Source organism: uncultured Devosia sp. (assembly GCF_913055165.1).
Lineage (GTDB): Bacteria > Pseudomonadota > Alphaproteobacteria > Rhizobiales > Devosiaceae > Devosia.
Map to the genome: position 1 here is coordinate 1 of NZ_CAJXJS010000035.1, position 17,502 is coordinate 17,502.

Genomic DNA, 17,502 nt, shown 5'->3' on the forward strand with positions numbered 1-17,502 from the left:
AACTCGACCGTCAAATCCCTCCGCGCCAATGGTACTAAGTCTCAAGACTTGGGAGAGTAGGTCACTGCAAGGTCTGCCAAAAACACAAATTCTCTCCACAAAAAAAATACAAAACGCCCCGTCATAATCGACGGGGCGTTTTGCTATGTCGGTCCCACCCTATCCCAGAAACACCTTCTCACGGTGGAAGCGCAAATGCTCTGCCTTGGGCCAGGCCTGCCTGGTACTGGGAAAGCGGGCCCGCGTCTGGCCGTTAAAGCGCCTGTGCAAAGATGGCGGCATGCGAATGCTGGGAATGATCTGTCCGACCTCCGCCAGGGTAAACAGGCCCCAATCATAGGCCCAGTGGTGCTTGCGGCACATGGGCATGGCATTGGTTAGCTCGTCCGGGCCAGCCTGCCGCAGGGGCCTGAGGTGGCACACTTCGACCTCGTAGGCGCCCAGTTCGTGCACCGCATCGTCATCTCCGCACATCGCACAAGCGGCGCCATAGACTTCCAGCACCGACCACCGCAGCCGTGTGTTGCGTGCACCTTCCTCTCTCAACCGGCGCCCGCGTGATCCAAACGACGCCGGATGCACTGACAGCTCCGTCTGCGCAGACTCGCCAAAACCGGTTGATGCTTCGGTTCGCGTGAGCAAGGCGTGCGCTGCCCGCTGGTCGTCCAGCGTCAGTCCACGGATACTCATGGAGAAATAGCTGAAATCGAGCGAACCGTCTGCTCGATAGGCTCGGCTTTCGATCGGCGCGGCAAGTTCCTCCAACGCTACGAACCTGTTGAGCAGAGACACCTCTTCAAGTGCCACGAAAATGAAGCGACGTTGCGTCAGGTCAGGATTGACGTCTGCGATCCTGGCGGTGCCGAAATAGCCACGTCGGGGTTCATCCGCCGGCGCGTAAAGCAGAACGCGTTCACCAATGCACTGGAGCGCCAGATCCTTGTTGCGGTTGTCGGTGCGCACGAGGTGAAGCGACTTCAGTCGACTGGGACGAACATTGAGCACGGCAAGGGGCATGGGGATCTCCTGGTCAGGGGAGATACCTAGAAGGCGCTTCGCAAAAGTCACATTAATCGGTCACAGCTGGTATGGTTGCCGACGGATTGCCCACCCTACTGCGGACGTTTTGGTTCCTGGGCCCCGCCGCGCCCGAAGAAAGCCGATTCTGGGTCTGCCAGCACCAGCGCGCGAATGCGGGACCAGAGACGATCACGCAACTGTCCATAGGTCCGGGCTTGCCGTGCATCGGCGGTCGTCCGCGGTCGCGGCAGATGCACCAAGAAATCCTCAAGCACTTTGCCTCGACCCATCACGATAACCCGGTCAGCCAGGAGCAGCGCCTCATCCACGCTGTGGGTGACGAACAGCACCGTCGGGCGATGATTGCTCCACAGCGCCAGCAGGTCCTCCTGCATCAGTTCGCGGGTTTGCGCATCCAGGCTGGCAAAGGGTTCGTCCATGAGCAGCACGTCTGGCCTGCCCACCAGCGCCCGGGCCAGCGCAACCCGTTGCTGCATGCCACCGGAGAGCTGGGCCGGATAGTGGTCTGCCCAGCGACCGAGACCAACCTGCAGCAACTGGGTTTCTATGCGAGCTTTCCGCTCAGCGCGATCCAGGGGACCCCCCTCCAGAGCAAAGCCCACATTGTCGCGGACTGTTCGCCAGGGAATAAGCCGTACCGTCTGAAACATCATGCCAATGCCGGGCCCGGGCGCGGGGCCTGAATTCCCGATGGTCACGGCACCGCTGTCGGGCATGATCAGCCCGTCCACAAGCCTCAGCAAGGTGCTCTTGCCACAGCCGGAGGGCCCAACAATGGCGACGAACTGGCAGGCGGGCACCAGAAGACTGACATCGTCGATGGCTTTCACCCGAGCATTGGCGGCCGGCAGGAAGACCTTGCTCACCCGGCGCAAACTGATGCTGCGGCCGCCGTTGTGCGCCGGCCCATCCCCGTTCGTGTCGCCCATTCCCCGCCTCACCGGTCGGCGGGATCGGCATTCGGCTGAACGCCAAGTCTCGCCAACGCGGCATCCACTGGACCGAACTCGACCCAGTCTTCCAATGCTGGTCGAGTCCGCCCTGCAAAATCCTCGGTCGCATAGAGCCAGTCGGCAGTGTAGGTCAGCGCATTGCGGCTCATGCCGCCATTGACGCTCCAACTGGCCGAAAAACTGGGCGCCAGCGCCTGCAACACCGCGATGTCGGCGTCGGGAACGGCCCGCTCCATGGCAGAAACCCAGAGTTGCGGATCGGCGGCGAAATCGCGGCTGATGCGGACCAGCGCGCGAATGACGGCCGCCACATCTTCCGGGCGGTCGGCGAGAACCTGTCCTGGTACGACATTGACCTTGTTCACCAGGGGTGCTGCTGCAAAATAGCGGTCCTGATCGACCAATAGGTGTAGCCCGCTAGTGTCGGGCAGGCTGAGCCAGGTCCCGATCGACATGGTGGTGGCGTCGATTTGCCCGGCCGCAAGGGCCTGAGCCCGTACATTGGGCTGTCCGAGCGCGACGATCTGCGCCTGGTCAAGCTCCGCGCCCAGGCTCGCCAGCACCAAGCTCGACAGTGAATGATCGAGGCTGCCGATGCGCCCCACGCCAAACCGCGCCCCCGCCAATTCTGCGACGGAGTTGATGCTTGTATTGGCGGCGATCACAAAAGGCAGGGAAGTATTGGGCGAGGTGACGGCCCGGAAGTCATCCGCACCGGAGGCGATGGCCTGCATCAGGGCATCGACGCCGATATTGGCCATGTCCCCTTCGCCGGCCTGCAAGGCTGCCAGGGCCGATGGTGTCTGCTGCACGCGCACCAACTCGACGGAGACGCCTTCTTGGTCGAAATAGCCAAGCTCTTCGGCCAGGTCCATGACCGAATTGGGTACCAGCGGTGGCTCAAGATGGGTGACGATCAGCCGGAACGGCGCGTCGGACTGTGCCTGCACAGATCCCGAAGCCAGCATCACGACCAGCCAGGCGAGCAGGCGCGGTATGTTCGGCATGTAGGAAAGTCCTTTGGTCAATGTGTTGGTTTCGTCCAATGGGTGAGGCGTCTTTCCAGTAGGCGAAGCGCCTCGGTGACCACAACCCCGATTGCAGCCAGGGTCAACACGATCACGAAGTACTCCGCCATACGAAAGGTGTTGCCATAGAGCGCCAATAGACCACCCAGCCCGGTGACGGCGGTATAGAGCTCGGCGACCACCGTATTGATCAGACCAATGGTGGCCCCGATCCGCAAGCCAGTCAGAATATAGGGCACAGCACCAGGCAGGACGATGGCCCGAAATATGCGGGCCCGCCGAGCGCCCACCGAGCGCGCCATTTCGACCAGGTCGGCATCGGCCTGACGCACCCCGGCATAGGTATTGATAACGATCGGCATCACCGCACCCAGAAATACCACAAATAGCTTGGCCTCGATCCCAAGCCCCAACACGACGATAATCAACGGTATGAAGGCGACGCGCGGCGTAGCGGCCAGCGCATAGACATAGACCTCGAGTGTTCTCCCCAGCAGGCCAAAAGCACCCATGACAATACCCAGCGGCACGGCCGCAACCGTGGCCAGGGCAAAGCCGCCGAGATAGGTGATGAGGCTGGTGCCGATTGCGCCGGGTAATTTCCCCTCCAGCCACAGGCGCAGGGCAGCGTTCGCGGTTTCGGGGGGGCTGGGGATGAGGTTGCGGCTGACATGTTCGGAGGCCAGCCACCACAGGGCCAACAGCAGCACCAGCAGGCCAAGGCGAGCCATGGCAACCGTTAGCGGACTGGTCCGGCGATTCCCGTATGCTCTGTCCATGCCACCGTCTTTCCGGAGCCGCCGCGCGCCTTAGCCGCAAGCTTCAGGTGATCAGAGCCATACGCTTTCCGGCCGTTCGGGGGCAATCGGTCTTGTGACACTTTCTGGCCCCACGGCACAATGTCGACGCGTCGGGGCGGCATCTTGAGATCTTCCAATGAATTCAAGGCATCTGCGCACTCTCGGCGCGTGCTGCCTCAGGTAATGCAGAACGGGCTGCCCGGTGCGGTCAACAGGACTGCAAGCACGCCGGCAGAGGCAATGAAAACGCCCGCCAGCACGCGCCCGGGCCGTCCGCTTCTGGTCGACGCTTGGTGAAGGGCCAGCGCGGAGATGACCACCGGCACCGAGGTCACCATCCCAAAGACGGCCATCATGATCATGCTCTCCTCGGTCGACCCCAGAAGCATGGCATTAAAGATGGCGAGGTAGACCAGCGGGCAGGGCGTCAGGCCCCACACCAGTCCTGAAACAAGATCAAGCTCGGCCCCGGCTTGCGACAGCATTGCGCGCATTCTGGCGACTGTCCCGGCTACTGGGGCAAATGCCCGGTCCAGACCAGCGAAAGAGGGGACCAGCCCAGCGGTGCTGAGCCCAATCCACACCACAAGGGCTGCCGCGGTCCATTGCATGGCGGCGTGTACGCCGGTGAAGTCGAAGGCGCGATATAGTCCCGCTCCCGCGGCCCCGAAGAGCAGGCCAAGCAGCACATAGGAAAGGATGCGGCCGGCCTGCATCGTCAACAGGCGCACAAGGGCGGGACGCGCGCTATTGCTTGTCGCCAGAAAGGCGCAACCGATAACGCCACACATTCCGGCGCAGTGCAGGGCCGCTCCGGTACCCAGGAGCGCCCCCCAGACCACGGCATTGAGCGTCATTGCAGCTTTGACCGCCGTGTCTGGGCCGAGGAAGCACCATACACACTGGCCCCAGGCAAATTGGAGCTTCCGGTCCAGCCTTGTCCTCTTCGCAGCGCCAGAATTTGACACAGCCCGGGCCGTTGCGACGGCTGATCCGGTCTCTGCTGGGGCAGGGGATGTTTGTTGGGCCTGGCCATAACGCACCTCTCGCACGATTGCCGCACCACCATCGCACCCGGAACGGCATCGACCTTGATCCAAATCAAAGTTCGGCGGCATGGCAGCGCCTAGTTAGGCTGCACGGCAGCTCTGTGCCGGCTTGGCTTGGGGATTCGATGTGAACAAGGGATGGATAATTGGCCTTGGCGGCGGCACTCTCATGGCGGCCCTGCTCTCAGGGTTGGCCGTAGACGCGCCGTTCCGCCTGCATATGGGGATTTTGACCCTCGTGCTTGGTCTGGCAACTCTGGTTGCCTTGCGGTTGCCAGAGCGCGTCGCGGTACCGGCCGGCGAGGCCAGCTATATGGACCAGCCCGTTCGCATCGGCTCGCTGCTAACCGTTTTCTGGGGCGTGGTCGGCTTCCTGGTTGGGGTCTTGGTGGCCGCCCAATTGGCGTTTCCCGACCTCAATTTCGGCCCCTGGTTCACCTTCAGCCGCCTGCGCCCGCTGCACACTTCCGCGGTGGTCTTTGCCTTCGGTGGCACAGCCCTCCTGACCACCAGCTTCTATGTCGTCCAGCGCACCAGCCGGGCCCGGTTGTTCGGGGGAGATCTCGCCTGGTTCGTCTTTTGGGGCTACCAGCTCTTTATCGTCATGGCCGCCACCGGCTATCTCCTGGGCATCACCCAGGGCCGCGAATATGCGGAGCCCGAATGGTATGTCGATCTGTGGCTCACCATTGTATGGGTCGCCTATCTCATCCTCTTCCTGGGCACGCTGCTTAGGCGCAAGGAACCGCACATCTATGTGGCGAACTGGTTCTATTTGGCGTTCATCGTCACTGTGGCCATGCTCCATGTGGTCAACAACTTGGCCGTGCCGGTCTCGGTCTTTGGTTCGCGCAGCTATTCCCTGTTCTCGGGTGTCCAGGATGCCCTGACCCAGTGGTGGTACGGCCACAATGCTGTGGGTTTCTTCCTGACCGCCGGCTTCCTGGGCATGATGTACTATTACATGCCCAAGCAGGCCGAGCGTCCGGTCTATTCCTACCGGCTCTCGATCATTCACTTCTGGTCGCTGATCTTCCTCTATATCTGGGCTGGCCCGCACCACCTGCACTATACCGCGCTGCCTGATTGGGCGCAGACGCTGGGCATGGTGTTTTCGGTCATGCTGTGGATGCCCAGCTGGGGCGGCATGATCAATGGCCTGATGACCCTGCGCGGCGCGTGGGACAAGCTCCGGACAGACCCGATCATCCGAATGATGGTCATCGCGGTTGCCTTCTACGGCATGTCGACCTTTGAGGGTCCGGTCATGTCGATCAAGTCGGTCAACGGGCTCAGCCACTATACCGACTGGACCATTGGCCACGTGCACTCGGGTGCGTTGGGCTGGGTCGGTATGATCTCGTTCGGTGCCGTCTACTTCATGGTGCCGCGCCTTTGGGGCCGCGAGCGGCTCTATTCGCTGCGCATGGTCAACTGGCACTTCTGGCTCGCCACCCTGGGCATCGTGGTCTATGCCGCTGCCATGTGGGTCGCCGGCATCATGCAGGGCCTGATGTGGCGCGAATACGATAGCCAGGGTTTCCTGGTCTACTCCTTCGCCGAAACCGTTGCGGCAATGCACCCCTATTATGTGATGCGCCTGGGTGGGGGCCTGCTCTACCTCGCCGGTGGTCTCGTCATGGCCTTCAATATCTGGATGACCGTTGTCGGTCGAGTGCGCACCGAGCGCCCGATGCCGACTGCTGCCGTCCCGCAGCCCGCCGAGTAAGGAGCACGTTTCATGTCCATTCTTGCCAAGCACGGCATTATCGAACGCAATGCCTCGCTGCTTCTGGTCGGCTCCCTGGTTGTGGTGGCGATTGGTGGCATCGTCGAGATCGCGCCCTTGTTCTACTTCCAGAACACCATCGAGAAGGTCGACGGCATGCGGCCCTATTCGCCGCTCGAACTGGCTGGGCGCGACATCTACATCCGCGAAGGATGCTACACCTGTCATAGCCAGATGATCCGTCCGTTCCGCGACGAAGTGGAACGCTACGGGCATTACTCGCTGGCCGCCGAGTCCATGTATGATCACCCCTTCCAATGGGGGTCCAAGCGCACCGGGCCGGATCTTGCCCGCGTCGGTGGCCGCTATTCGAACGAGTGGCAGGTGCAGCACCTGGCCGATCCGCGCTCGGTTGTGCCTGAATCAGTTATGCCCAGCTACGCCTTCTTGTCGCTGGTGACGCTGGATTACGGCACGATAACCGGCAAGCTTCAGGCCAACGCCACCGTGGGCGTTCCCTATACGCAAGAGATGATAGAGGCGTCGACACGCGATCTATTGGCACAGGCAACGCCCGACGCCGATACCACCGACCTCCTCGCGCGCTATCCAAAAGCCGTGGTCGGTGACTTTGACGGCAATCCCGCCAAGATCACCGAAATGGATGCTCTTGTGGCCTATCTCCAGATGCTTGGCACGCTGGTCGAATTCGACAGCTACGACGCCCAAGCAAATTTCCGTTGAGGAGCAAGACGATGGACTACGACGCCTTGCGGCATTTCGCCGACTCTTGGGGGTTGGTCTACATGTTCGGCGTGTTTCTCGCCGTGATCCTTTTCCTGCTTCGCCCTGGCGCCGGCCGCCGCGCCATGGATGCAGCCAACATTCCCCTGCGCGACGGTGCCACGGAGACCGGCCATGACTGACAAGCCCACGACAAGGGAAATCGACGAACTTACGGGCACCGAAACCACAGGTCATGAGTGGGACGGGATCAAGGAACTGAACACGCCCATGCCGCGCTGGTGGCTGTGGACCTTCTACGCCACCATCGCCTTTTCGGTCGGCTACACTATCCTCTTCCCGGCCTGGCCGATGATCTCCAGTGCCACCGGCGGTGTCCTTGGCTATTCGAGCCGCGCCGAGTTGCATCAGGATCTGTCCAATTTGCAGACGGCCAATCAGGCCGTCGTCAACCGGATCACCGAACTGCCGCTGCACGAAATCCTTGCCGATGGAGAATTGACTCGGTTTGCCAGCGCCGCCGGCGCCTCGGCCTTCAAGGTCAACTGCTCGCAGTGTCACGGCACGGGGGCGGCGGGCGCTTCGGGCTACCCCAACCTCAATGATGACTCCTGGATCTGGGGTGGCACTGTCGATGATATCTACCTCACCATCGCCCATGGCGTACGGTCTGCCACCGATCCTGATACCCGCTTCAACCTGATGCCGAATTTCGGTGCCGATGGCATGCTGGATCGGGCCCAGATCAAGGACATGGTCGCCTATGTGGCAGGCCTATCCGGCATCGAGGCGGAATCGGCTAGCCCGGAGGCTGCCCAGCTCTTCCTCGATAACTGCTCCGGTTGCCATGGCGCTGACGCCAAGGGCGTTGCAGAGCTTGGCGGTCCGGACCTGACTGACGCCATCTGGCTCTATGAGGGCTCGGTGGCCTCCATTGAGGCGCAGTTGAACCGAGCGCGCCACGGCATGATGCCCGCCTGGTCCGAGAAGCTGGACGACGTCACCATCAAGCAGCTGGCGATCTACGTTCACGGCCTGGGCGGCGGCCAATAGCCCCGCAGCGCCGTTCCCTACTCTGGGCCGCGGTGAACAGCCGCGGCCCTTGTTGATTCAGGTCAAAGGCCACCCGCGACATCCGTGACATGGTCGCCCTGACAGGAGCACACCAACCATGACGACCAGCGCGACGGATACGGCGCCAACCCGCATCGATGTCGAAGCGGTCAATTCCGCCAAGACCCGCCAGTCACTCTATGCAGCGCGGCGCAAGATCTTCCCCAAGCGGGCGTCGGGGTCCTTCCGGCGCCTGAAGTGGATCGTCATGGCCATCACCCTGACCATCTACTATGTCACGCCCTGGCTTCGCTGGGACCGCGGCGAGTATGCGCCCGACCAGGCCGTCCTGCTCGACCTGGCCAATCGCCGCTTCTACTTCTTCTTTCTCGAGATTTGGCCCCAGGAATTCTACTACGTGGCCGGTCTCCTGGTCATGGCCGGTGTCGGTCTTTTTCTCGTGACCTCCACCGTAGGGCGAGCTTGGTGCGGCTATACCTGCCCGCAGACGGTCTGGGTCGATCTGTTTCTCGTGGTCGAGCGCGCCATCGAGGGTGACCGCAATGCCCGCATCAAGTTGGAAGCGGCACCTTGGTCTCCAGGCAAACTCGTCAAACGGGTGAGCAAGCACGCCATCTGGCTGGTCATTGGTGTGCTGACCGGCGGTGCCTGGGTCTTCTACTTTGCTGACGCCCCAAGCCTCCTGCAGGATCTGGTCACTTTCCAGGCCCCGGTCGTCGCCTATGCGACCATCGGCATCCTCACCGCTACCACCTATACCTTTGGTGGGCTCATGCGCGAACAGGTCTGCACCTATATGTGTCCCTGGCCGCGTATTCAGGCCGCTATGCTCGATGAACATTCGCTGACCGTTACTTACAATGACTGGAGGGGCGAGCCACGTGGCAAGCACGCCAAGAAAGCGGCTGCTGCGGGGGAAAGCCTTGGCGATTGCGTCGACTGCAACGCCTGCGTCGCCGTTTGCCCCATGGGGATCGACATACGTGATGGGCAGCAGCTCGAATGCATCACCTGCGCCCTCTGCATTGACGCCTGCGACGATATCATGACGCGGCTGGGGCGCGATCGAGGGCTGATCTCCTACACCACGCTCAGCGACTACGATGCCAACATGAAAGTGGCGACCGGTCCGGCCGGCATCGATCCGGCAAATGTCCGGCGTCCTGGCGGAGGCTGGGTCGAGCAGCTTCGTCACACAAACTGGCGTTCTGTCATTCGCCTGCGCACATTGATCTACTTTGCCGTATGGGCCCTGATCGGCGTGGCCATGTTGGTCGCCCTGTCGATGCGCAGCGAGCTGGGCCTCAACGTCCTGCACGATCGCAATCCGCTCTATGTCTTGCTGTCAGACGGGTCGATCCAGAACGGGTACGACGTCAAGATCCTCAACATGACCAATGAACCGCGCCAAGTGACCTTCACCATTAACGGGTTGCCCGGCGCAACGCTGACCTCGCCGAACCTGGCTGACCAACCCACCGATGCCATTGCGCTCAATGTTGAACCGGACCTGGTGCTGCCCTTGCGCATCTATGTCAGAGCGTCGGCGGATGAGGCCGCCCGGACGCATCAGTTCGAAATGATCGTTCGTGCCGCCGATGACGAGACAGTCACAACCCAGCAAGTGCGCTTCGAAGCGCCCGGGAGTGTCAAATGAATACGACCTCGAGAGAGTTCACCGGCTGGCATATGCTGGCCATCATCTGCACCTTCTTTGCGGTGATCATCGCCGTCAACTTGACCATGGCCATTTCCTCGATGCGGACCTGGACGGGACTGGTGGTTGCCAACTCCTACGTCGAGAGCCAGCGCTTCAATGAGAAGCAGCACCGGATCGCTGCCCAGAGAGCCGCCGGGTGGAGCATAGGCACCGACTATGTGGATGGGAAGATCGTCTTTTCTGCCAAAGATGCCCTAGGGGCGCCGCTGGTCCTGGAGAGTGTCACCGCTTTTGTGCGGCGCCCCGTGGGTGGCCATGACGACGCCACCGTTCAGATGCTGAGGGACGGAGATGACTATGCCGGGCAACACGACTTGTCCGCCGGAGTCTGGGACATAACCATCACGTCTGCACTCACCGAACTGGGCGAGATCGAATACGAGTCCCGGGTCAACGTTAAATGACCGCCGAGGCGTTGACCGCGCCTGATGAGCCGGGCCCCGAAATTCTTTCCGATCTGGTTCACCTCAACGCCGAAGGCGAGCGGGAGATTTGCTTTGCCGTGCCTGACGCCTATTGCGCCAGTTGCATTGAGGCCATTGAGACGGGTCTGGCAAAGGTGGCGGGCGTAACGGGCGCGCGTGTCAACCTTACGCGCCGACAGGTAACGGTTCGCCATGACGCGGCAACCGATCTCAGCGCACTGGCTCCTGCCATCACCCGCAGCGGCTACCGCACCTTTGCGGTGGACCCTGCAGATGTGTCAGGCAAGGACGAGGTGCTGTCCGAACTCGTGCGATGCCTCGCCGTGGCGGGCTTCGCGGCAGGCAATATCATGTTGTTTTCCGTCTCGGTCTGGGCAGGCGCTGACCAGGCCACGCGTGACATGTTCCATTGGCTGTCGGCCCTGCTCGCCCTTCCGGCGGTCGCCTATTCGGGCCGTCCGTTCTTTCGCTCCGCCTGGTCGGCGGTGCGGGCGGGACGGACCAATATGGATGTGCCCATCGCAATCGGTGTTCTCGTCACCACCGCTCTGAGCCTTTTCGAAACGGCAACTGGCGGTATGCATGCCTATTTCGACGCCTCCACCATGCTGTTGTTCTTCCTGCTGGTCGGGCGGACCCTCGACCACATGATGCGTGTGCGGGCTCGAAGCGCAGTGGAAGGATTGTCCCGTCTCCAACCCCGCGCGTCCACCTGCGTCCTGGATGATGGCACCACCCTGCTTGTGCGGCTGGCGCAGATCGAGCCAGGCATGACTTTGTTGGTCCGCGCGGGCGAGCGCCTGCCGGTCGATGCGCGTCTGCTGTCAGAATCTGGTCAGTTTGACCTCGCCATGGTCAGCGGCGAGTCCCGGCCGGCCTTGCTGACGGCGGGAGATGTGGTCGTCGCTGGCGCCGCGGTTCTGGAGAGCCCAATCCAGGTAGAAGTCCTGCGGCCCGCCGCGCAATCCTTCGTCAGCCGAATGGCCGAAATGATGCAGGCCTCCGAGGATGTTCGCACACGCTATCGACGACTGGCCGATCGTGTGGCGACACTTTATGCGCCCGTCGTCCATCTCGCGGCTGCCGCGACCCTGGCCGGGTGGTTGTTGGCTGGTGTCGGACTTCACGCGGCACTTCTCAACGCGGTTTCAGTGCTCATCATCACCTGCCCCTGCGCATTGGCGTTGGCCGTGCCCATCGTGCACGTGGTCGCGGCTGGCCGCCTGTTCAGCGCCGGAATTCTCGTGCGCGACGGGACGGCGCTGGAAAAGCTGGCGCGGGTTCGTCTTGTGGCCTTTGACAAGACTGGCACTATAACCGAGGGGCGGCCTCAATTGGTCAAGGGAGACTCGATCGCGCCGGATCTGTGGCGACGGGCCGTCCAGTTGGCGGGCGCCAGCAATCATCCCCTGTCACAGGCCTTGATCGCTGCGTCTCCCATTGCTGCGTCGGCGTTCCAAGCCTGTCGCGAAGTTGCAGGCGCTGGTGTGGAAGCGCTGGAGGATGGTGCCCTGTGGCGATTGGGCAATGCTGGCTTCTGCGGTGTGGAGGATGTCGGAAGTGAGGATGGTTCAGAGGTCTGGCTCAGTCGTAACGGAGAAGCCCTGGCCTGCTTCCGCTTTGACGACGCGCCACGGCCCGAGGCCGCCACTGCCCTCTCTGGGCTGGCGCGTCTGCAGGTCGAAACCACCATGCTCTCTGGTGATCGTCCAGCGGCCGTCGAAGCGATCGCCAGGGCGGTAGGACTGGCATCGTTCACGGGCGGCATGCAGCCGGCCGACAAGGTGGCGGCGATCGAACAGTCCCGGTCCACCGGCGCAACAGTGCTGATGGTGGGCGATGGTATCAACGACGCCCCCGCGATGCGCGCCGCCGATGTGTCGATGGCGCCGGGTACGGCGGCCGATATCGGTCTCGCCGCTGCCGATCTGATTATGACGCGCAATCGCCTGACCGATGTGCCATTTGCAATCGCCATCGCCCGCAAGGCAGACAGGCTTGTGCGTCAGAACCTTATGTTTTCGGTGGGCTACAATGTGGTCGTTCTGCCCTTGGCTATTGCCGGTCAGGTGTCGCCCCTGATTGCTGCGGTGGCCATGTCGACCTCCTCGCTCGTCGTCGTCCTCAATGCCCTGCGCCTCAGGCTTGGCGCTGCTGATCGATAGGGAAGTTGCATGTCCGGTCTCGCTATTCTCATCCCCTGTGCCCTTGGTTTGGGCTTGCTGGCCCTGGCGGCATTCTACTGGTCGCTCAATTCGGGACAGTTCGACGATATCGAGGGCGCTGGACAGCGGATATTGCTCGACAGTCCCGGAGACGAGCCCCGCCGCACGCCTGTGCCGGCGCCGGATAAATCAGTGCAGTGACCGGTCGGAGCGGGGCAGGTCTGCCAGAAGGCCGATGAGATCGCGCTGTCTGGCGATATGCCGGCGCAGGCCTTCGAAGAAGGCTCGCAGCAAGTAGCCCGTGGCATCCGCGGACAGGATAGGGCGTCCGGCGGCGAAGGCCAGCAGCACCTCCTGCACTTCCAACACAGCCTCGCTGTCCATCTTGTGCGCTTGTTCGATGTCTGCGGCTATCTTCTGAACGTCCCGCAGGGGCGAAGCCGCAAGTCCCGGCAAAAGCAGGGCCAGTTCGCACTCATGCATCCGCTTGAGTGCAACAATGGCTTCCGATGCGGCGCGCGCACACTGACCGGCCGGTACCCTGTCAGGCAAGGCATCCGCTATCTGTTCCAGCCCGTCACATGCTGCCGTGACACGCTCATAACATCTGCGAAGCGGGTCAAGCGATGTGTCTTCTGGCATGGCTGATTTCTGGGAAAGCATGGCCAACTGACCATAGCTGGCTTCATCCGCGCCCGTTTGCTCTGGATCAAAGACGCAGGGGTTCTCTCGAAATAGAGCTTGGCCACCCGGCCGTCGCGGCCCCTGAACCTGCGGAGCATGAATGCCTAACTTCGTTACACCCCTGATCACCCTTCTTGCTCTGGCGGGTCTGACCGCTCCGGCTCTGGCAGAAGACCATCAGATCCATATGCTGAATAAGGGCGAAGCAGGCGCCATGGTGTTCGAGCCCAACTATCTCGCTATCCAGCCAGGCGACACGGTGACCTTCCTGCCCACAGACAAGGGGCACAATGTCGAGGCCATCAAGGACATGCTCCCTTCGGGCGTCGCCACGTTCAAAAGCAAGGTCAACGAGACCTTCACCATGACCTTTGACACTCCCGGGCTCTACGGCCTGAAGTGCACGCCCCACTTCCCCATGGGCATGGTCATGGCCATCGCCGCGGGCGAAGACCTTCCCAATCTGGAAACAACCCGCGCTGTCAAATTGCCCGGCAAGGCCCAGGAGCGTTTCGACGCTGCTTTGGTCGGGCTTGGCCTCTAGTCGAGCAATCGTGCGCCTGCTCCAACGCCAAAGCGCGGCGGAGAAGGTTGGTCGCTACCGTTGCGGCAAGGACTGGAAAGATCAGGGAAATGGAGCGGGTGAAGGGAATCGAACCCTCGTCGTAAGCTTGGGAAGCTTCTGCTCTACCATTGAGCTACACCCGCCTGCGCCCCCTAGATGCTGGAAATCGTGGCCAGCGTCAAGCATTCACGCGAAGCGCTCACTTGGGCCGCAATTAAGAGGCGTGGCGTCAGCAGTCTGCCAACGAAATGATCGCCTCAGCGGCTTTCCACGGTGATTGGCACTATTGCGCTTGCTTTGCTCAAGAAACGCAAATATTGCGTAATTGAGCGAAAGGAACCGCAATGGCACCGGGCAAGCGCGCCAGCCAGGCCGATATTGCTGAAAAGCTGGGCGTGTCCGTGTCCACCGTGTCCCGGGCTCTGGCCAATGAGATCGGCATCAGTGACGCGGTGCGGGCCGAGGTTCAGCGCGTTGCGCGGCAGCTCGGCTACAAGAGCAAGCATCCCCCGGTCATGGGTCACCTCGACAAGCGCGCATTGACGCTCGTGCCGCTCAACAGCGCCATGGGAAGTCTCGCCAGCTTCTATCACGGCATTGTCGCGGGCATGCGCGCCCAGGCCGAGGAGGTCGGCATGGTCCTTGATGTGCGGCTGGTCAATGAAGACATGGTGTCGCTCGATTTCATCCGGCGGCAGATCGCCAAGACTGGCGCCAATGGGGTGATCCTGGCCGGCATTGACCCGGATGAGGACATCGCCCATTGGGCCCACGAAACGGGGACGGCCGTCGTGCTGGCCAACGGCACCGACCCATTGATGCGCTTCAGCTCCGTGGCACCTGCAAATTTCTATGGCGCCTACCAGGCCACCCAGAGGCTGATCGATGCCGGGCATCGCAAGATCCTGCACTACACCTACCGGCATCGCCCCACCATTCTGCAGCGGCGGCGGGGCTTTGAAGCGGCCATCGCGGCCAATCCCGGCGTGACGGGCAATGTGGTCATCTCCAATGAACACTCCTCCCACGATCTGCTCGCGGCCCTCCTGGCCGGCGATCATGACGTCACCGCGGTGTTCTGCTGGAATGACGGGGTCGCTGTCGGCATGGTGGAGGCCTTGTTGGGGCAGGATTCGCCCATGCCGGCCGGTTTTTCCATTATCGGATTTGACGATCTGCCCATTGCCGGCATGGCCAATCCGCGGCTGAGCACCGTGCGGGTGGACCGCGAGGCGCTTGGTCGGGGCGTCATTCGTGTCCTGACCAACCAGCTCGACGGCGAGGCGGCCATTCAGCAGCTTGAAATCGGCGTTTCGCTGGTCGAGGGCGAGACCGTTCACAGCCTCGACTAACGCCATTTTTGCGTAACTTTTTTCCTGCGCATGTTGAAAACCAACCGTCAGCGGTGCCCTTGGTGGGCACTATCCGGCTGCCCTGACGACGCAATTTCCGCAAAATTGCGTAAATTGCGTGAAATGCGCAAAAAGCTTGAATTTGCGCAAATTGGTGCATAGCCTTGCATGGCGCCTGAACAACCCGCCAAGGGAAATCGCTGACAGACTGTTAGCGCCGGGCGCCACCCAGGGAGGGATCGCGTGACTCTACGGCGCTGGACAGTGAAAGATGTGCGGGAGGCGCTGGGCGCTACCCACGATTTCGCGCCTTTCGCGCGGTCGGGCGCGCCTGAAATGGAGAGGCTCAAGGCTGCCCTGGGGCAGGAGGCAATTGCCGGTCTCCTGCTATCGGCTGAGGCTGATACCAGCACGCCAATTCCTGCCCTTCCAGCTTCGCTTTATGCCGAATTTGCCCAAACCGGCCGGCGTGAAGGCTATGAAGACGCCCAGCGCGACCGCCGCAACATGCTCTACCGCCTGACCCTGGCCGAATGGCTCGATGGGCAGGGGCGCTTCCTGAGATCGCTGGAAGACCTCGCCTGGGCCCGTCTGGAGGAAACAAACTGGGCTTGGCCCGCTCATGCCCGCGCGCTGGATAGCGCAGATCATCCCACGCTCGACCTGGCCGCTGCCATGACCGCGCTGGACCTGGCGGAGATGGACGAGCTGATTGGTGACCGGCTGGCAGCCAATTTACGGCGTCGCATTCGGGCCGAGGTCGAACGCCGCGCGATCGGTCCGTTTCTCGACCGGGACGACCATTGGTGGCTGCGCACCACGCCGCAAAAACAGGTCAACAACTGGACCGCCGTCTGCGTTGCCGGCGTCGTGGGTGCCGCGCTCTATCTCGAACCCGACACAGACCGTCTCGCCCGCATCGTCACTCGCGGCCTGCATAGCCTGGCCGACTATCTCGATACCTTTGATCGCCAGGGCGGCTCGTCGGAAGGTCCGGACTACTGGACCTATGGCTTTGGCAATTACGCGGTCCTGGCCCATCTGCTCCATGCCGGCACCAATGGCGCCATAGACCTGCTGGCCGGGGACGATGTGCGCAACATCGCCCAATTCCCGCTGCGCACCCAGATGACGCCCGGTGTCTGGGTCAGCTTTTCCGACAGCGACAGCAATCCGGTTTTTCACCCCGGACTGCTCACACACCTGGCCCGCCATATGAACCTGCCCGGCCTGCTTGGCCTGGGGATGTCCAACGACTTTGCGGTGGAGGGGTTCAATCAGTTTGCTTGGCCTCTGCGCCAATATGCCTGGCCCTTGCCTGAAGCCACCCCGGCTGCCGAATTGGGTCCGCACGACTGGTATGACGAGATGGGCTGGATGATCAGCAGGCTCGATCCTGATGATCCAGCATCTCTGCGCCTGGCAGCCAAGGGTGGGCACAATGACGAGATGCACAACCAGAACGATGCCGGCTCCTTCATGGTGGTGGTCGGCGGTGAGGTCGTTCTGACCGACCCGGGTCGCGGCCGCTATTCCAAGAGCTATTTTGGTCCCGAGCGTTACCAGAACCTGTTCGCATCCTCGCGCGGCCATTCCGTGCCCATGGTCAATGGCTTTGAACAGGCCGCCGGCGTCGCGCACTGCGCCCGTGTGCTGGCCCATGAACATGGCAAGGATGCAGACCGGCTCGAACTCGATATGGCAGCCGCCTATCCCGCCGAAGCCGGCATTGCTGCGCTGCAGCGCAGTGTGACGCTGGACCGGACAGTGCCCGGCGGGCGCGTTCTGCTCAATGATGCCTTCCATTTTTCAGGCGAACAGGGGCTGTTCCAGTCGGTGCTGGTCACCCCCATGACAGCCGAAACGGAGAACGGCACGGTGCGTATCGGGGAAGCCCCGGCCGGCCTGCGCGTCCGGTTCGACGCTGCGGCCCTGGATGTGGCGCTCGAGCGCCATCCGGGCGCCGAAAAGCAATACCAGCCCGCCGTCGATCTCACGCGCGTGGTGTTCACGCCCCGCCAGCAAAGCCGAAGCGGGCAGCTGGCGCTCGAAATCTCACCGCTCGGCTGAGCGGAGGGTGCCGCCCGTCATGGGCGGGTTTATCGCGGTGACCGGTTCAGAGGAGTTCCGGGGCCAGAATTGAAATCCGGTGGTTGGACAGCCCCGGACAAGG

17 protein-coding genes and 1 tRNA gene are annotated in these 17,502 nt (G+C 62.2%); 11 read left to right on the plus strand and 7 right to left on the minus strand.

The window, feature by feature from the left end; genetic code table 11:
- Positions 1 to 159: 159 nt before the first annotated feature.
- The 5 genes from QZ564_RS12020 to QZ564_RS12040 form a co-directional block, all read right to left on the minus strand.
- Positions 160 to 1,017: an HNH endonuclease gene (locus QZ564_RS12020; protein ID WP_297109927.1), complete on the minus strand. Its 858-nt coding sequence runs from the start codon at positions 1,015 to 1,017 to the stop codon at positions 160 to 162.
- Between the two features lie 95 nt (positions 1,018 to 1,112).
- Entirely contained in the window at positions 1,113 to 1,970 is an 858-nt protein-coding gene (locus QZ564_RS12025; protein ID WP_297109929.1) for an ABC transporter ATP-binding protein, read from the minus strand.
- An 8-nt stretch (positions 1,971 to 1,978) separates the two neighbouring features.
- Positions 1,979 to 3,001 carry an ABC transporter substrate-binding protein gene (locus tag QZ564_RS12030; protein ID WP_297109932.1) on the minus strand — a complete coding sequence of 341 codons (1,023 nt, stop codon included), beginning with the start codon at positions 2,999 to 3,001 and terminating at the stop codon, positions 1,979 to 1,981.
- Between the two features lie 17 nt (positions 3,002 to 3,018).
- Positions 3,019 to 3,801 carry an ABC transporter permease gene (locus QZ564_RS12035; RefSeq protein WP_297109935.1) on the minus strand — a complete coding sequence of 261 codons (783 nt, stop codon included), beginning with the start codon at positions 3,799 to 3,801 and terminating at the stop codon, positions 3,019 to 3,021.
- Between the two features lie 197 nt (positions 3,802 to 3,998).
- Positions 3,999 to 4,679: a sulfite exporter TauE/SafE family protein gene (locus QZ564_RS12040; RefSeq protein WP_297109938.1), complete on the minus strand. Its 681-nt coding sequence runs from the start codon at positions 4,677 to 4,679 to the stop codon at positions 3,999 to 4,001.
- Between the two features lie 361 nt (positions 4,680 to 5,040).
- Between QZ564_RS12040 and ccoN the strand changes: the two genes are divergently transcribed.
- From ccoN to ccoS, 8 genes are all read left to right on the plus strand, one after another.
- Positions 5,041 to 6,600, plus strand: a complete 1,560-nt coding sequence (gene ccoN, locus QZ564_RS12045; RefSeq protein ID WP_297110026.1) for a cytochrome-c oxidase, cbb3-type subunit I — start codon at positions 5,041 to 5,043, stop codon at positions 6,598 to 6,600.
- Between the two features lie 12 nt (positions 6,601 to 6,612).
- Entirely contained in the window at positions 6,613 to 7,344 is a 732-nt protein-coding gene (ccoO, locus tag QZ564_RS12050; protein ID WP_297109941.1) for a cytochrome-c oxidase, cbb3-type subunit II, read from the plus strand.
- A gap of 11 nt (positions 7,345 to 7,355) precedes the next feature.
- Positions 7,356 to 7,526 (plus strand): cbb3-type cytochrome c oxidase subunit 3, encoded by a 171-nt coding sequence (locus tag QZ564_RS12055; RefSeq protein WP_297109944.1) that lies wholly within the window; start codon positions 7,356 to 7,358, stop codon positions 7,524 to 7,526.
- Positions 7,519 to 8,397 carry a cytochrome-c oxidase, cbb3-type subunit III gene (gene ccoP, locus QZ564_RS12060; protein ID WP_297109947.1) on the plus strand — a complete coding sequence of 293 codons (879 nt, stop codon included), beginning with the start codon at positions 7,519 to 7,521 and terminating at the stop codon, positions 8,395 to 8,397. Before QZ564_RS12055 ends, ccoP begins: the two co-directional genes overlap by 8 nt.
- A gap of 118 nt (positions 8,398 to 8,515) precedes the next feature.
- Positions 8,516 to 10,075, plus strand: a complete 1,560-nt coding sequence (gene ccoG, locus QZ564_RS12065) for a cytochrome c oxidase accessory protein CcoG (protein ID WP_297109950.1) — start codon at positions 8,516 to 8,518, stop codon at positions 10,073 to 10,075.
- Complete coding sequence (locus tag QZ564_RS12070; RefSeq protein ID WP_297109953.1) at positions 10,072 to 10,542, plus strand: FixH family protein; 471 nt, start codon at positions 10,072 to 10,074, stop codon at positions 10,540 to 10,542. Before ccoG ends, QZ564_RS12070 begins: the two co-directional genes overlap by 4 nt.
- Complete coding sequence (locus QZ564_RS12075; protein ID WP_297109956.1) at positions 10,539 to 12,728, plus strand: heavy metal translocating P-type ATPase; 2,190 nt, start codon at positions 10,539 to 10,541, stop codon at positions 12,726 to 12,728. The genes QZ564_RS12070 and QZ564_RS12075 overlap by 4 nt, the downstream gene beginning before the upstream one ends.
- 9 nt (positions 12,729 to 12,737) lie before the next feature.
- The gene (ccoS, locus tag QZ564_RS12080; protein ID WP_297109959.1) at positions 12,738 to 12,929 is read left to right on the plus strand and encodes a cbb3-type cytochrome oxidase assembly protein CcoS; all 192 of its coding nucleotides are present in this window, start codon (positions 12,738 to 12,740) and stop codon (positions 12,927 to 12,929) included.
- Here ccoS and QZ564_RS12085 read toward each other — a convergent pair.
- Complete coding sequence (locus QZ564_RS12085) at positions 12,918 to 13,370, minus strand: hemerythrin domain-containing protein (RefSeq protein ID WP_297109962.1); 453 nt, start codon at positions 13,368 to 13,370, stop codon at positions 12,918 to 12,920. The genes ccoS and QZ564_RS12085 overlap by 12 nt on opposite strands.
- 142 nt (positions 13,371 to 13,512) lie before the next feature.
- Here QZ564_RS12085 and QZ564_RS12090 point away from each other — a divergent pair, with 142 nt between their 5' ends.
- A complete protein-coding gene (locus QZ564_RS12090; protein WP_297109966.1) occupies positions 13,513 to 13,956 on the plus strand; it encodes a pseudoazurin in 444 nt (147 codons plus the stop codon).
- A gap of 90 nt (positions 13,957 to 14,046) precedes the next feature.
- On the opposite strand, the gene QZ564_RS12095 is transcribed toward QZ564_RS12090, so the two are convergent.
- A tRNA-Gly gene (locus QZ564_RS12095) sits at positions 14,047 to 14,120 on the minus strand.
- Positions 14,121 to 14,321: 201 nt separating this feature from the next.
- Here QZ564_RS12095 and QZ564_RS12100 point away from each other — a divergent pair.
- Both QZ564_RS12100 and QZ564_RS12105 read left to right on the plus strand, forming a co-directional pair.
- Positions 14,322 to 15,329: a LacI family DNA-binding transcriptional regulator gene (locus tag QZ564_RS12100; protein ID WP_297109969.1), complete on the plus strand. Its 1,008-nt coding sequence runs from the start codon at positions 14,322 to 14,324 to the stop codon at positions 15,327 to 15,329.
- A 243-nt stretch (positions 15,330 to 15,572) separates the two neighbouring features.
- Complete coding sequence (locus QZ564_RS12105; protein WP_297109972.1) at positions 15,573 to 17,399, plus strand: heparinase II/III family protein; 1,827 nt, start codon at positions 15,573 to 15,575, stop codon at positions 17,397 to 17,399.
- Positions 17,400 to 17,502 lie beyond the last annotated feature (103 nt).